This window comes from Pseudomonas capeferrum (assembly GCF_013523055.1).
GTDB classification, from domain to species: domain Bacteria; phylum Pseudomonadota; class Gammaproteobacteria; order Pseudomonadales; family Pseudomonadaceae; genus Aquipseudomonas; species Aquipseudomonas capeferrum_A.
In genome coordinates, this window is record NZ_JAAMQM010000001.1 from 195,212 (window position 1) to 209,582 (window position 14,371).

General features: G+C 61.4%; 17 protein-coding genes and 2 pseudogenes. 9 read left to right on the forward strand and 10 right to left on the reverse strand.

The window, feature by feature from the left end:
* From G7009_RS00930 to G7009_RS00970, 9 genes are all read right to left on the reverse strand, one after another.
* Nucleotides 1-339, reverse strand: coding sequence for a phage tail protein (locus tag G7009_RS00930; RefSeq protein WP_181128098.1), 339 nt, complete (start codon nt 337-339; stop codon nt 1-3).
* On the reverse strand, nt 339-3,002 hold the full coding sequence (locus G7009_RS00935) for a phage tail tape measure protein (RefSeq protein WP_181128099.1): 2,664 nt from the start codon (nt 3,000-3,002) through the stop codon (nt 339-341). Before G7009_RS00935 ends, G7009_RS00930 begins: the two co-directional genes overlap by 1 nt.
* 3 nt (nt 3,003-3,005) lie before the next feature.
* On the reverse strand, nt 3,006-3,302 hold the full coding sequence (locus G7009_RS00940; RefSeq protein WP_375139524.1) for a DUF1799 domain-containing protein: 297 nt from the start codon (nt 3,300-3,302) through the stop codon (nt 3,006-3,008).
* A gap of 17 nt (nt 3,303-3,319) precedes the next feature.
* Nucleotides 3,320-3,703 (reverse strand): phage tail assembly chaperone, encoded by a 384-nt coding sequence (locus G7009_RS00945; protein ID WP_181128100.1) that lies wholly within the window; start codon nt 3,701-3,703, stop codon nt 3,320-3,322.
* A 9-nt stretch (nt 3,704-3,712) separates the two neighbouring features.
* Complete coding sequence (locus tag G7009_RS00950) at nt 3,713-4,372, reverse strand: phage tail protein (RefSeq protein ID WP_181128101.1); 660 nt, start codon at nt 4,370-4,372, stop codon at nt 3,713-3,715.
* A 164-nt stretch (nt 4,373-4,536) separates the two neighbouring features.
* Nucleotides 4,537-4,854 (reverse strand): hypothetical protein, encoded by a 318-nt coding sequence (locus tag G7009_RS00955; RefSeq protein WP_181128373.1) that lies wholly within the window; start codon nt 4,852-4,854, stop codon nt 4,537-4,539.
* Nucleotides 4,854-5,225: a chemotaxis protein gene (locus tag G7009_RS00960; RefSeq protein ID WP_181128102.1), complete on the reverse strand. Its 372-nt coding sequence runs from the start codon at nt 5,223-5,225 to the stop codon at nt 4,854-4,856. Before G7009_RS00960 ends, G7009_RS00955 begins: the two co-directional genes overlap by 1 nt.
* Before the next feature lie 243 nt (nt 5,226-5,468).
* Nucleotides 5,469-6,059: a hypothetical protein gene (locus G7009_RS00965; RefSeq protein ID WP_181128103.1), complete on the reverse strand. Its 591-nt coding sequence runs from the start codon at nt 6,057-6,059 to the stop codon at nt 5,469-5,471.
* Nucleotides 6,050-6,886 (reverse strand): replication protein P, encoded by an 837-nt coding sequence (locus tag G7009_RS00970; protein WP_181128104.1) that lies wholly within the window; start codon nt 6,884-6,886, stop codon nt 6,050-6,052. Before G7009_RS00970 ends, G7009_RS00965 begins: the two co-directional genes overlap by 10 nt.
* Before the next feature lie 369 nt (nt 6,887-7,255).
* Between G7009_RS00970 and G7009_RS00975 the strand changes: the two genes are divergently transcribed.
* The 3 genes from G7009_RS00975 to G7009_RS00985 all read left to right on the forward strand — a co-directional run bounded on the left by G7009_RS00975 (nt 7,256) and on the right by G7009_RS00985 (nt 9,643).
* Nucleotides 7,256-7,921 (forward strand): LexA family protein, encoded by a 666-nt coding sequence (locus tag G7009_RS00975; RefSeq protein ID WP_181128105.1) that lies wholly within the window; start codon nt 7,256-7,258, stop codon nt 7,919-7,921.
* A gap of 503 nt (nt 7,922-8,424) precedes the next feature.
* Complete coding sequence (locus tag G7009_RS00980; protein WP_181128106.1) at nt 8,425-8,676, forward strand: DUF1654 domain-containing protein; 252 nt, start codon at nt 8,425-8,427, stop codon at nt 8,674-8,676.
* 814 nt (nt 8,677-9,490) lie between these two features.
* On the forward strand, nt 9,491-9,643 hold the full coding sequence (locus tag G7009_RS00985; protein ID WP_181128107.1) for a hypothetical protein: 153 nt from the start codon (nt 9,491-9,493) through the stop codon (nt 9,641-9,643).
* 41 nt (nt 9,644-9,684) lie between these two features.
* Here G7009_RS00985 and G7009_RS00990 read toward each other — a convergent pair.
* A pseudogene (locus G7009_RS00990) lies at nt 9,685-10,012 on the reverse strand (IS4 family transposase); the annotation flags it as partial.
* 405 nt (nt 10,013-10,417) lie between these two features.
* Between G7009_RS00990 and ccoN the strand changes: the two are divergent.
* From ccoN to G7009_RS28330, 6 genes and pseudogenes are all read left to right on the forward strand, one after another.
* Nucleotides 10,418-11,860, forward strand: a complete 1,443-nt coding sequence (ccoN, locus tag G7009_RS00995) for a cytochrome-c oxidase, cbb3-type subunit I (protein ID WP_181128108.1) — start codon at nt 10,418-10,420, stop codon at nt 11,858-11,860.
* Entirely contained in the window at nt 11,860-12,468 is a 609-nt protein-coding gene (gene ccoO / locus G7009_RS01000) for a cytochrome-c oxidase, cbb3-type subunit II (protein WP_181128374.1), read from the forward strand. The genes ccoN and ccoO overlap by 1 nt, the downstream gene beginning before the upstream one ends.
* 4 nt (nt 12,469-12,472) lie before the next feature.
* The gene (locus G7009_RS01005; RefSeq protein WP_181128109.1) at nt 12,473-12,673 is read left to right on the forward strand and encodes a cbb3-type cytochrome oxidase subunit 3; all 201 of its coding nucleotides are present in this window, start codon (nt 12,473-12,475) and stop codon (nt 12,671-12,673) included.
* Nucleotides 12,670-13,656, forward strand: coding sequence for a cytochrome-c oxidase, cbb3-type subunit III (gene ccoP, locus G7009_RS01010; RefSeq protein ID WP_181128110.1), 987 nt, complete (start codon nt 12,670-12,672; stop codon nt 13,654-13,656). The genes G7009_RS01005 and ccoP overlap by 4 nt, the downstream gene beginning before the upstream one ends.
* Before the next feature lie 27 nt (nt 13,657-13,683).
* Nucleotides 13,684-13,880, forward strand: a pseudogene (locus G7009_RS28325) (cytochrome c oxidase accessory protein CcoG); the annotation flags it as partial.
* A 96-nt stretch (nt 13,881-13,976) separates the two neighbouring features.
* Nucleotides 13,977-14,120 (forward strand): FixG Ig-like domain-containing protein, encoded by a 144-nt coding sequence (locus G7009_RS28330; protein ID WP_445676906.1) that lies wholly within the window; start codon nt 13,977-13,979, stop codon nt 14,118-14,120.
* Nucleotides 14,121-14,371 lie beyond the last annotated feature (251 nt).

Genomic DNA, 14,371 nt, shown 5'->3' on the forward strand with positions numbered 1-14,371 from the left:
TTACGGGTGGAATGCCCGCTCGAAGGTGGCGGTCAACTTGAACCGCCCTCCTCCGATGGGTGTAGGTTTGGGATCGCTGCACGTGAACAGGCCGAAATCGCCCAGTGGTGTTGTCCAGAGGAATGCCCTCGCTCCGCCATGGCGATCGAGGAAGGCCATGATTTCCCGAGTCATGGCCTTGGTCGCGGTCAGCGTGATGGGGTAACTGTCTTCCTTGTTGTTGGGGCCGTCGCCCACCACCTGCCGGTAACCGCCGCCAAACTTCGCTTCTCGTGTGCGGTACTGGATGTCGGCCGTTGCGCCACGCTCGGTGGGCCAGTGAAAGTTCTCGATCGCCATCAGCGCCTCCCCAGGGTATTTCGGTGGCTTACGCCGCCCGGTCGCCACGAATCGGCCACGGCTCTGTCCGCTGCCGCTTTCATCTGCTTCTCCATGTTCTGCTGCAACGACTGCTGGTCCAGCGCCATGCCTTGCCCGACAGGCGCCTGGGCACCGACGTTGACGGTCGTGCTGACGTGAATGGCGGCGCCCGTGCCCGCCGAGATCTGCGAAGGCACCGAAAGCGGCGTTACCAGCCCACCGTCGGCGTAGCCGCGCGCATTGAGGTTCTCCAGGTAGTGGCGCATGCCCGGCTGGCTGACCACTTCCCGGCGAAGCACGAATTCACCCGCATGCACGATGCCGGCCGGGTCGTACTTGCCCCCGTCGCCGGTATAACCGCCGCTGGAATAGGTCGGCGTGTACGTCATGCCAGCCGAAGCCTGGCCCAAACCGAAATCGAACCCGCCGGCCCCCGTCGTACCGCCAGTGCCGATCGCGCCGGTGCCGCCACCGCCGAACCATGCGCCGAACGCGGTGCTTGCGATGTTCGCGATGCCCGACAGAAGACCGGAGGCGGCCTGCCGCGTCGCGATCCGGGCCATGTCGGTCAGGATCGACTTGGTGAAGTCGGCGAACGAAAACTTGCCCGTCATGGCGAAGTTGAAGATCGCGTCCTCCATCGAGCCGAAGGCACTGGTGAACAGGGATTGGGTCTGGCCAGCCACGTCCCGGGCCTGCTCCAGATAATTCTGGAAGGCCGATGAGGCGCCGTTGCGCCAGTCACCTTGGGCTTCGGAGACCTCTTTATAGTTATCGAGAAGCGTGTCTCGATAACTGTCTTCGGCCTGCTTGAGAATGCTCAGATCGCGTTCGTACTCTTCTGGAGTGTATTTTTCAGCGTTCGAATTCCGGCGACCCTGGAGCCTTGCGCGCTCGTCCCTGAAGCGATCGGACGCGCTGTCGAGAAGACCCTGCTGACCGCTCTGGCGGTCGCCCATGCCCAAGGCCTGCGCCGCACGAGTACCCGATGCCGCGAGCGCCTCGCGCTGACGCTTGAATTGCTCGGTATACGCTTCGGCTTCGGCGTCCAGTTCCTGCTGTGACTTCTGGGCAGGAGGCTCGTGGCTGCGCGGGACGTTCTGACGGTTGGTGTCTCCGACAGCGATCCTGCCCGGAGCATTACCCTGATCGATGGAGATCCTGGAGGGGACACTCGACCCGCTACCGCGCTTTACCTTGTTCATCCTGGCGATCTGGTTTTCCAGCGATTTTTCGGCCCGAGCATACTGCTCTTCCATTTCACGGCTGAAGCTATGCTTGGCAACGTTGTCGACACGTGCCTGGCGAACGGCCTCCAGGCGCGCGCTCAGCCTCTCGCCTTCGTCAAGGGCAAGAGAAGCCTCCCTCGCTATCAGCTGGGCACCATTGATGGCAGCCTGTTCCTGACGCTTGGTTTGCGCGGTGTGCCTGTCTGTTCCTTCCTGCTCCTTCTGATTCATCTTCAAGGTACGAAGCCGCTCTTCGTCCTGCTCGCGAGTAGTAGCAAGCTTCCGCAGATTGGGATTGTCTGCGCCCCAAATGGGTAGGGTCGAATAGGAAAGCGGATCGGTCAGCTTCGCCTCCAGCTCGGCAATCTGCTCAGCCAGGGTGGTCTGCCGCCCGATATTCGAGATGGCGTCGAGAGCGCCGGAGGCGGCGCTCTTGATACCGTTCCACCCTTTTTCGACGATGCCCAGGTTAGCGGTGATTTGCCCGGCACGGCTCTGCACGGATGCGGCATAGGCATCGGTCAGCAGCTGGGTCGCGCCGATTTCGTTGCCCTGCTCCTTGAGCGCCACGATCTGCGAGTAGACCGACGCGGTCAGGAAGTGATACTGGTCGTTCAACGATTTCGCCGCATTCACCGGGTCATCGGCGATTCTGACGAACTCGGCGATCGTGGCGTCGACGGACCTGCCCGTGGCGCCCTCCATCGCCACGGCGGCGTTCGCGATGTTTTCGAAACTGACTTCGGTGATCTTGCCCGTGCCCGCCAGTTTGGCGAGGACTTCGGCAGCGGTGCCTACGGTACCGTTGACGGCGCTGACACGCGCAGCCATCTCGCCCAGCGCGTTCACGGACGTACCGGCGTAGTTTCCGGTCAGGACAAGCGCCTGGTTGTATGCGTCAGCCTCCTTGCTGCCCTGGCTGTACCCGTAGGCAAGGGTACCTAGCGCGGCGCTCGCCGCGACGGCGGCCGTACCGAGCCCCAGCGACAATGACGTTGAAGTTACGCCAAAGGCGTCGGCGGCGCCCATGGCATGCTTGACGAGATCGGCGGCGGTGTTGGCGCCTTGGGCCATTCCGAGCAGGCTGGTCCCTGCCTGATCCGCGCCGGTCTTGAAGGCTGCCAGGTTTGACGCTGCGTTTTCGAACGCGCCGGACGCGAGCGTGATCGCGTGCCCGACGGTCGCCATCTGCTGCGCCAGCTCGCTTTGCCTGGCGCCGAGCTCCTGAAACTGTTGAATCATCTGCAGGGTGTTGCCCTGCGTGTTGCCCAGGGCGCAATCCCAGGCGACGCCGGTCTGGCGCGCCGCCTCCTCACCGCGCCTGGCCGCAGCGATGAGATTTTTGAGATCGGCTGCCGCCTTGACGGCATCGCTGGAATCGATCCGGATCCCGAGTTCGGCAATGGTGGTCATTATCTACTCCATGGATTCGGCCATGACGGCCAGTGCCTCGACCTCCATGACGCGCAGGTCGGGAAAGATGTCGCTCAGGTCGTGGCGCCCGATGCCAAGCATCGAGGCCACGAGAGGAACGGCGGTGTAGTCCAGGCCGGTCGGCGTGCCCTGCCCCAGGCGCCATTGGGTGCCCAGGGCTTCGAACAGGCGCAAGGCTGGCCAGGCATCAGGCCAGACCTCCACTTCGACCTCGGGGAGGTCGGCGTAGGTCAGGCCGAAGCTGGTCAGTTGACCGGCGCAGGGACCGCGTTCGTAGATCGACCTGGCCGCCGCCCTCAGTTTCCCAGGCGGGCCGAGGTGTAGGCCGTCTGATAGGCGTCGATGACTGCCTTCGGGGCGCCGGCGCAGGTCCGCACGAGCCGGTGCATCGCCTCATCGTCGAAGGTGTCGTCCAGGTCCCAGCCGACCACGATCTCCTTGAGCTGCTCGACCTGGAAACCGACTTCCTGGGCAGTGATATCGGACCAACGCGTGCTTGGCTCCCTGGTCCGCTCGGCCAGGTCGTCACGGGCGCTGTTCCAGCGGTCGAACAGGTCGGCCAGCGCCAACCTGTCCAGGTAACGGAACCGGAACTCGACCGGTACCGGGTCGTCACCGACTCGTGGCAGCTGCACCAAGGCAGGGAATGTCGGGTTCTGCGCGATCTTGATCTTGGCCATGGGGACTCCTTAGGCAGCGGCCAGGTAACGCAGTGGAAGACCCGACAGCGCGATGTTGATGGTGCGGGTCATCAGGTTGTTGCGCTCCATGGTCGGGGTGCTGGTGATGCTCACATACCCCGGGTACAGGATCTGGTCGCCGCCCGGCAACTTGAGCCGGACCACGGTCAGGGTCTTGGCGTCACCGTAGGCTTCGATCAGACCGACATAGGGGGCGCTTGGTTGGTCTTCGACCGTGATCGCCAAGGTGATCGGGTTGCGGTTGGTAGGGAACTGGCGGTCGTCATCGTCTTCGAGGTAGCCGACGGTCAGGTACTGCTGTTCGCCACCGGAAGACGTGAAGGCGGTCACCCTGGAGATCTGTGCCCAGTTGGACACGGGCACGACCGCGCCGGCACCCACTCCAGCGGTGTACTTGTCGAGACTGGAGGTATCCAGGCCGCCCAAGGCGAAGGTGTCGGCCGTGGCATTGGTGACACGCACCGCGCGGTCGTTGGCCAGCGACCAGCCGGAATTGACCAGCAGGATGTCGTCGTTCTCGAGCGTATGCCCGGCGGACGTGGCCACCGGCGGCGCTGCGTTGGTCAGGGCGCTGAATGCGACCGGGTTGCCCAGGGCACCGGCGATTTCCAGGACAGCGCCATTCGGAAGTGGGAAGCGTGCAGCCATGGTGTTTTCCTCTTTGGTAGAAACGAAAAGACCCGCATGCGCGGGTCGTGGGTACTGCGGGTTGTTGAAAGGGTTCGTGCCGATATCGGCCGCAAGTTCGGCCGCTCGGGGTCGATCGAGTGCGGATCTGTGCTCTTGCCATCGATGTCGGGCAAATGGTCGAGTCAGGGAGAAGTCCGGTTCAGGGCCTCGTCAGCCTTGTCGGCGGCCTGGGTAGCGGCCGTGGCGGCTCGGGAGGCCTGCGCCACGGCGGTGCCGGTCCGGCGGGTGAGGTCATCCAGACGCTTGTCTCGCTCTTGCATGGCGGCGTCATAGGCTCGACGAACCTCGATGACTTGGCGGGACTGAGCGTCGACCAGGGTCCAGCAAGCGGCCTGGTAACCCAGCGCCGCGCCACTGGCGAGCAGCAGCGCCGCGATGGCCCAGACTTCGATCCTGCGCCACCAACGGCGGGCAATGAATTCCAATGCGCATCTGTCCATCATCTGGCGTCTCCGATCCGGGGGCGAAGGCGAGCGATCTCTTCGCTCTGGCTGGTCACCTTTTCGGTCAATCGCTCCACCTGACCGGTAAGGGCCTCGATCTTGCCTTCCATCCGGCCCACTGCGGCGGCGAGTTCGTTGCGTTCCTTGGCGAATTGATCGGCGCGTGCCTCGGCCAGCGTGCGAGCCTCACGCTCGGAGTCCAGCAGTTCGTTCAAGCGCCGGACCACGCCGATGTCTGCAGAGTCCATGGCTCTGTCGGCGGCATCCTTGGAAAGAAACTTGCGTAGCCAAAGAAAGCCGCCTAGCAACAGGGTGCCGGTACCACCCAGCCAGGTGGCCGTGCCTGGGCCGAAATCGGTCGGATCCATGGATGAGTCCATTAATAAGAGGCGAGCGCCGTGAGGGTTGCGAAGTTTCGCTCCTGTTGCCCCGGAGTCGCTCGCTTTTCTCGAGCGTATGAATGACGAAGCCCCGAACGAGTTGGGGCTTCAGGATTCTTACGGGCACAAAAAAGCCGGCTGGTTGGCCGGCTTTTAAGTTGAGCTCTTGTAGTGCGAAGCTCTAGCAGTGGGGAAATCTTGCCACCAGCCGCACGGGAATGCAATAGGGCTTCACGCAATCTTTCGCATTTCTTTTATCGCGTCTGCGATCGGCGCCAGTGCCAGGTTGTCGACGTCCTCGCAGCACTCGAAGATCAGGCGAATGACCCCACCCCAGTTGCGCTCCCAGTTCGTCGACTCCAGCTGCACCCCGTAGTGGGCATCCAGCCAGGCACGAAACCCTTCCGGCGAAGTCAGCGGATCGGCGTTTGCCGACTGGCCACCTTGATGCATGTAGCGGTACCGCGCCATGGCGCCCTTGACCACGTACTCGAGCCTTTCGCGCTTGGCGGCCGTCATCCGTGGCGAACGTCGCTGCACCAGGATGAAGATGACTTCTTCGGCGAGCTCCTGGGTATCGGCGTCGAGTCGTGGGCAGTACATGAAGTCGCCAAACGCCCTTAGCGGGGCGCGCAGCTTGTCGATCGCCGATTGAACCCGGCCCGCCAGCGCCTGGTGGGCGGCACGGCCAGCGCCACGCTGCTTCTCTGTGATCTGGATCTTGGTGCCCAGCAGTCCCATTTGTTCAAGAAAAACGCCCTGCCGATCCGATGGGACATGATGGCAATCGTGCCAGGCTTGACGCGCGCCGTTCAATTGCATGACCCACCCTCCCCTTGCCCATCACGTGCCAGGCTACGTTGGCGCTCGAAAGCGTGTGACAGCCCGGACCCGCCATGGCCTTTGAATCGCGCCATGAGCTGCGTGCGAGCCGCGACGCCGTCGCTAGGTATGCCCTGGATTTCCAACAGCGCCGCTTGCTGGCGAGCAGCGAACGCCTCGGCCCGTTCGGCCTCGGTCTTCTGGCTGCCGTGGCCGATGCCGATGGCGATGTCTCCGAGTGGCCGGCGCTCGATGAGCAAGCGCAGGGTGATGGCGTAGGCCCGGCCGAAGATCGCCCTCGCCTGCTCCGGCATCAGCTCGCCAAAGTTGCGCATCTCGCCTTGCAGCGCAGCATGACGCACCGCGGAATGGGACCACGTGTGCCCACCGAACCGGCTTGGATGAGCATTTTCCAGTACTTCGCCAAATGCCTTGTCGTACGACGGTAAGCCCAGCGACTCAGGCGTCGGCTGGCACCAAGTGATGAACCTGCCCACGCTGGGAGCGAAGTTCCCGCCGAACTGGCGGCAGTTCAATAGGCCATGGCGGATCTGCTCAAGCGTGTCGATCCCGGCGGCGACGAACGCCTTGACCCAGCTGCGCTTGGCGCCGGCCAGCGCCTGCTCATCGGGCCAAGCCTGCTTCCAGGCAGGAAAGATGGCCTGCAGCTCTTTGAACAGCACGTTAACGACATCGACAGTGCCCGGCGGCAACGCCCGGGCCGTGATCGGGGCCGGCGCTGCGATGCGACTCAGCCTTGCACTCAGCTGCGATCGATCCCGCGCGTCGCCGATCAGCGCGCGCGTGCCTTTCCGGGAACGTGCCATTACACGATTCCCTTGGTCGAAGTGGCGTGAGCGAGCCAGCGTTCGGAGGAAATCACGGTCTCCTGGCGCAACATCATGCGCGCCAGAGGCGCATGGCGGTCGTTTTGCCGTGGTGTGCATGGCGCCGCGGTGATCTGTGTTGGGGGCATGCAGCATGGTCAGGTCTCCATCGTTTCAACGAGTCAGCCGACCTTGCCTGTCGGCTTGTGTATGTCTTGGGGGTCCGTATGTTTCATCGGAATGCAGGGCTTATGTCCGTATGAGCGCGAATCCACGTTCGCCACAGATCCCTGTCGATAAGCATGCTTATATGCTAGGAAGAAGTATGCTTATTGGCAAGAAGATAAGTAAACTTATAAAATGACCCCCATGAAGACACTCGCCGAACGCATAAAAGTCGCTCGCCAGCATGCGCAGCTGACACAGAAGGCCCTGGCCCACCAGGTGGGCGTGGAGCAACCGGTCATCTCGCAGCTGGAAACAGGGAAAAACCTGCAGAGCGCTCACCTGCCCAAGATCGCCCATGTCTGCGGCGTGAGCGCGATCTGGCTCTCGGACGCGATAGGACCAATGTTGCCTGGCGGCTCGCTACCGGCCGCTAATGCCAACGTGACGAACACCGCGCAACCCGACATGACCTTCCGCTACCCCGTCATCAGCTGGGTGGCTGCGGGCGCCTGGGCGGAAGCTGTCGAGCCCTTCCCGCCCGGGTTTTCCGACCGGTACGAAATGTCCGAATATGACGCCAAGGGGCCCGCCTTCTGGTTGGAGGTCAAAGGCGATTCCATGACCTCCCCCGTAGGCCAGAGCATCGCCGAGGGGACACTGATCCTGGTCGATACCGAAGCTGACGCACAGCATGGGAAGCTGGTGATCGCGAAGCTGGCGGACAGTAACGAAGCGACGTTCAAGAAGCTGGTCGAAGACGGCGGTCGTCGTTTCCTGAAACCCTTGAATCCTGCGTATCCGACGCAGATGTGCGCTGGGGACTGCCGGATCATAGGCGTGGTGGTTCGGGCGTTGATGAAGCTGTGATGCGGCGTATCGGGGCGGCTCGATCGAGCAGCTACCGACGTCCCGATGTCTACGATCGCACAAGCGCAGACCTTCGAGGCCAGTCCGCAAGCGACACGTTATTCGGTCTTGTCCATACACGAGCAAGTCGAGACGACGAACCGCAGCTTCCTTAAGGTTCCTAGCGGAACTGGCCAGCGTGCAAGACCCTCTAGCAGATCACCCAGCCCGCCGGGCTGCGCTGCCGCGTAAAGCACGAAGCCCGCAAGCGCGGCGCATACTCTGTGGGAGCGGGCTTGCCCGAATTGGCCAGTCTCTACGCCAATGGTCCTCAACTGATCATAAGTGGCAAAAAGGCCTATCTGGCCTCTACGACTCAGCAGCGTCCGCATGTGACAACGAAACGCTTTTACCCACTATCTCCGTCCCACTTACCTTCCACCCTTGCTCACAAGACACATTGCCAATTTCCTACACCTTCACTACTGTATACATATACAGCAGTAGAAATGGAGGTTCACAAAATGCTTCACCAGCCCGACTTCACCCAGACCAACCCACGCACCTATGAGCAGATCGGCCACCGCGTGCAGCGCCTCATCGCCGACCCTCGCGTCCAGAGAATCCAGACGATCACAGTGTCCAGGCTTCCCAATGAAGACCCTGCCGACTGGCGCCGCATCCTGGATGAACTGACGGAAACGGCCGGTATCCGCGTCGATGAGGTCGAGGGGGGAGCCGTCCAGATTGCCTGGCGGGAGTATTGCGAGCTCTGAAGTTCGCGACGGGCTTGATTTCCGGGTGTTTCAACTTCCGGCAGGTTGGGCGCATGTCGCAGGTCCATTTCGTCGCCCGGCCTTCTAACCCGCCATGCGGGTCGGCTCAGCGAGCCAATCGTCAGCGCAGTTTAAATGCCACTATCTTGACACCACCTATTGCGTTAGAATCGCCGCGCCGAAGGATCGGTCAATAGCTTGACGCAAAGGCCCACCATATCCCCCTCTATGTGTGGGCTTTTTGCTACCTGCGTGATGCGAATGGTCTGAATGATAAAATGCAGCCTTGATCGACATCAGGGGTTTGAGGGATGAAAGTAGTAGTAGCGAGCATGGTCGCTTTGGTTATCGCTGGCAGTGGGTGATTGGGCTGGAATAAATTCGAGAGCATCAAGGAAACGCAAGCAGCGGCTCAAGCTGTCCAGATTTCAGCTGCCCAGGCAGAGTGTCAGATGAGCGCCCGCAGCGAAGATGGCATTATCTTTGCGGAGTACTTCAAGCACAGCATAAAGGTGGTTGAGAGCCCAGATAAGCAAATCTCTGCTCTTGAGTCCCTTCCATGGAAACACAAGATTTCTGACCGTGACATTGCCATAGCATTCATCGAGCAATGCAAGATTATCGTACGCTCTGATCAAGCCGCCACCCGACTCCTGATGCAACAGGGCAGACCACGGCATACGAGGACGCCAAGAAAGAACTTGACGACGCAAAGTCTTCCATAGCCAATGAATGGGCCCTTGAGAGGCTTCAGCGCGCCAGTGATGAGCTAGTTGATATTCTTAGCAAAAAAATCAGCAACATTGATGAAAGCGTGAGCAAGGTGAAAAAGCTGATAGCGGCAGACGACGCTGTGAAATCAGCATTCGGCGCCGACAAAGGCCTAACCCAGGGCCGCGCTGAAAAATTGAAAAAGTATGTTGATGCGGCAAAGGCCAAGGCGCTGGAAAAGGCCGCCGCAAGCTAAGCCCTTTTCGTAATCAAGCCCGCCACTGAGCGTACTGCTTTTCACTTAAGCGGAGCAGGCTTACGTTCCACCGGATGCCGGGTTCTTGAAATCTTCACCGCCCTAGGTCTTCCCAGCCTTGGGCGGTGATCAGAAACATCCCTCCTACACCTCTTCTCAGTTCAGCAAGCCCGCGTCCCATGCCGACACCAGTTGAGCTGCTTCCATGACGATCAATTGCACCGCGATGTAATGACAGGTGGGCTTGAACCGTATATCCGATGGCGCGCGGCCAAGGGCCAGGGCAGCCTGGCTGGCCTCCCGACAACTGAGGTTGTAAGCGAAAAAAGTCCCACTCCTCAGAATCGGCTCGACCCTATTGCTGCGCAGCTCGGCATCCGGAAATCGACGTTTACGGCAGTGCGCGTAGTAGCGAGATCGGGTGACTTCAAATACCGAGCACAACAGATCAACGGGGCTCTTGAGCGCGCAGTTGATCAATTAACGCGAACGCTCGTGCTCCTCGGCCATCAAGAGCGCGGTGGCCTTTTAAGATACGCAGTTGCTCCGGTGTCATTCACATGAAGCGCCAAAACGACGCGGCTTTGGACCAGGACTCGAGCCTCAGCCATATCAGCACCACGGTCAGCTTACCTAAGCGGGATGCGCATTCGTCCCGAATATAAGTGAATTGCAAAGCTGAACGTTATGGAAAAATTCTATCTTTGGAAAGGTGCGATAGCTGCTCTTCTCTATGGATGCTGCTGGTCTCGTCGACCATCACCAAGAGTCTATATGCAAAGAGCCCTGTCACCGAACGTCTACAACTACACCGTGGTCCGCCAGTTCGCCATCATGACCGTGGTATGGGGCATCGTCGGCATGGGCCTGGGCGTGTTCATCGCCTCACAGTTGGTATGGCCCGAATTGAATTTCGACCTGCCGTGGACTTCGTTCGGCCGCCTGCGCCCGCTGCATACCAACCTGGTGATATTCGCCTTCGGCGGCTGCGCGCTGTTCGGCACGTCCTACTACGTGGTGCAGCGCACCTGCCAGGTACGGCTGGTGTCCGACGGCCTGGCGGCGTTCACCTTCTGGGGCTGGCAGGCGATGATCATCGGCGCCATCGTCAGCCTGCCGCTAGGCTACACCACCACCAAGGAATACGCCGAGCTGGAATGGCCCATCGCAATTCTGCTGGCGGCGGTGTGGGTCGCCTACGCGGTGGTGTTTTTCGGCACCATCGTCAAGCGCAACACCAAACACATCTACGTCGGCAACTGGTTCTACGGCGCCTTCATCGTGGTCACCCTGATGTTGCACGTGGTCAACCATATCTCGCTGCCGGTCAGCCTTTTCAAGAGCTACTCGGCCTACTCCGGCGCCACCGACGCGATGATCCAATGGTGGTACGGGCACAACGCCGTGGGCTTTTTCCTGACCACCGGTTTCCTCGGCATGATGTACTACTTCGTGCCCAAGCAGGCCGAACGGCCGATCTATTCGTATCGGCTGTCCATCGTGCACTTCTGGGCGCTGATCACCCTGTACATCTGGGCCGGTCCTCATCACCTGCACTACACCGCCCTGCCCGACTGGGCGCAAAGCCTGGGCATGGTGATGTCGATCATCCTGCTGGCGCCGAGCTGGGGCGGCATGATCAACGGCATGATGACCCTCTCGGGCGCCTGGCATAAGCTGCGCACCGACCCGATCCTGCGCTTTCTGGTGGTGTCCCTGGCGTTCTACGGCATGTCCACCTTCGAAGGCCCGATGATGGCGATCAAGACCGTCAACTCACTGTCGCACTACACCGACTGGACCATCGGCCACGTACATGCCGGCGCGCTCGGCTGGGTGGCGATGATCACCATCGGCGCCACCTACCACATGATCCCGCGCCTGTACGGCCGGCCGCAGATGCACAGCGTGGCGCTGATCAACGCGCACTTCTGGCTGGCCACCAGCGGCACTGTGCTGTACATCGTCGCGATGTGGATCAACGGCATTACCCAGGGGCTGATGTGGCGCGCGATCAACGAGGACGGCACCCTCACCTATTCATTCGTCGAAGCGCTGCAGGCCAGCCATCCGGGTTATGTAGTGCGGATGATCGGCGGGGCGATCTTCGCCAGCGGCATGCCGTTGATGGCCTGGAACGTGTGGCGCACCATCCGCGCCGCTGACCGGCAAGGGGCGCACGCCGCGGCACGTATCGCTGTGGTGGGGGCGCAATGATGAAACATGAAATCCTTGAAAAGAATATCGGCCTGCTGGCGTTGTTCATGGTGCTGGCAGTCAGCGTGGGTGGCCTGACGCAAATCGTCCCGCTGTTTTTCCAGGACGTCACCACCAAGCCCATCGAAGGCATGAAACCGCGCAGCGCACTGGAGCTTGAAGGCCGCGATGTATATATCGCCAACGGCTGCGTGGGTTGCCATTCGCAGATGATCCGCCCGTTTCGCGCGGAAACCGAACGCTACGGGCATTATTCGGTGGCCGGTGAAAGCGTGTGGGACCATCCTTTCCTGTGGGGTTCGAAACGCACCGGGCCAGACCTCGCTCGGGTCGGCGGGCTGTATTCCAACGACTGGCACCGCATGCACCTGATCAACCCGCGCAGTGTGGTGCCCGAGTCGGTGATGCCAGGCTACCCGTTCCTCGAGCATACCCCCCTGGACGGCGAGCAGACCGCGAAAAAGATGCAAGTGCTGCACAACCTCGGCGTGCCCTATACCGACCAGGACATCGCCGGTGCTGCGGCGGCGGTCAAGGGCAAGACCGAGATGGACGCGCTGGTCGCCTACCTGCAGGGCCTCGGCACCCTGATCAAGAGCAAACGGTGAGCTGATGGATATCCAGACGATTCGTGGCCTGGGCACCGTCGTGGTGATGGTGGCCTTCATCGGACTGGCGCTGTGGGTATTCAACAGTCGGCGCAAGCCGGACTTCGATGAAGCCACTTTGCTGCCGTTCGCCGACGACCCCGAGGCGATCGCCCGCGTGGAACGCCAACAACAAGAAAAAAACTCGCGCAGGAACCAACCATGAGCGGCTTCTGGAGCTTTTACGTCAGCGTACTGACCCTGGGCACCCTGGTGGCCCTGGCCTGGCTACTGTTTTCGACCCGCAAGGGCCAGCGCAGCGAAACCACCGAGCAAACCGTCGGGCATTCCTTCGACGGCATCGAGGAATACGACAACCCGCTGCCCCAGTGGTGGTTCGGGCTGTTCATCGCCACCATCGTGTTCGCCCTGATCTACCTCGTGCTGTACCCCGGCCTGGGCAACTGGGTCGGCCTGCTGCCAGGCTACGAATACCTGGAGCAGAAAGACGGCAAGCCGGTCGAATTCGCCAACGGCAAGCAGGGCTGGACCGGCGCGCACGAGTGGGAGAAGGAAATAGCCGGCGCCCAGGCGCAATACGGCCCGCTGTTCGCCCGCTACGCCGCCACGCCCATCGAGGAACTGGCCAAAGACCCGCAGGCGCTTAAAACCGGTGCCCGGCTATTTGCCTCCAACTGCTCGACCTGCCACGGCTCGGACGCCAAGGGCGCCTTCGGCTTTCCCAACCTGACCGACAGCATCTGGCGCTGGGGCGGTGATCCGCAAAGCATCAAGGCAAGTATTCTGGGCGGCCGCCAGGCGATGATGCCGGGCTGGTTGCCGGTGATCCAGGAACAGGGCGTGGCGGATGTCAGTGCCTACATCGTTACCCAGCTCAACGGTCGCACGCTGCCCGAAGGCACTCAGGCCGACCCGGCCAACGGCGCGAAGATCTTCGCCACCACCTGCATGGCCTGCCACGGTCCGCAAGGCAAGGGCGTGCCGATCATGGGCGGGCCCGACCTGACCCAGCCGCAGGGCTTCATTTACGGCTCACGTTTCACCCAGCTGCAACAGACTATCCGCTATGGGCGCCAGGGCCAGATGCCGGCCCAGCAACTGCTGCAGGGCAACGACCGGGTTCACCTGCTGGCGGCTTATGTCTACAGCCTGTCGCTGGGCGACCGGGACGACAAGGCGAAGGAGTGAGCCAAACTCGGCATGATCACCCCGAGCCCGCAAAGCGTCTGGACCTGGATGTTCATATGGTGCGAAAAATCACCGAAGGCGACCGCAACCAGTGCATCAAGCTCGACCAGGCGCCGCGCAGCCCGGGCAAGCTGCTGTGCAAGTCGGCCAAGCATGGCCTGTGGCTGTTGCTGACCACCGGCCTGAGCTTCGTCGGCTACTTCACGCCGATCCGCGAACTGCTGCTGGCCTACGCCGTCATGCTGCTGTTGATGCTCGCGCTGCTGACGGCGGCGTTCTGCATGCGCTTGCTGGCCGGCCTGGACGTCAGCCGCGACCGCATGCTGTACCGCGAAAACGCCACGGGCTGGATCGAAAACGTCTACAGCCTGAAAATCATCAGCAAGAGCCAGCGCGAGCAGGTCTACCAGCTGAGCGCCAGCGGCCGTCAGCGGGCGGCGCTTCGTCGAACTGCTGGGTGCTGAGGTAGCCACAATCCTTGACGCTCATAGTGTGAACGCGACCAACGAGCCTTCGCTCCCATTATTCCACCGCTTGGTGAGTGATGGAGCTTGCAGATAAGGCCAAGAGTAGAGACGACGATACGGGACGTCTAAACCTCACTTTGAGCAAGAACAACCAATCAATCGGGTATGGCCCGAAAAGCGAGTCATGTAGTTCTCCTAGTAGGCGGTAAAGCATGCACAAGAATGCATCGACCTCGAAGGCATTCTAT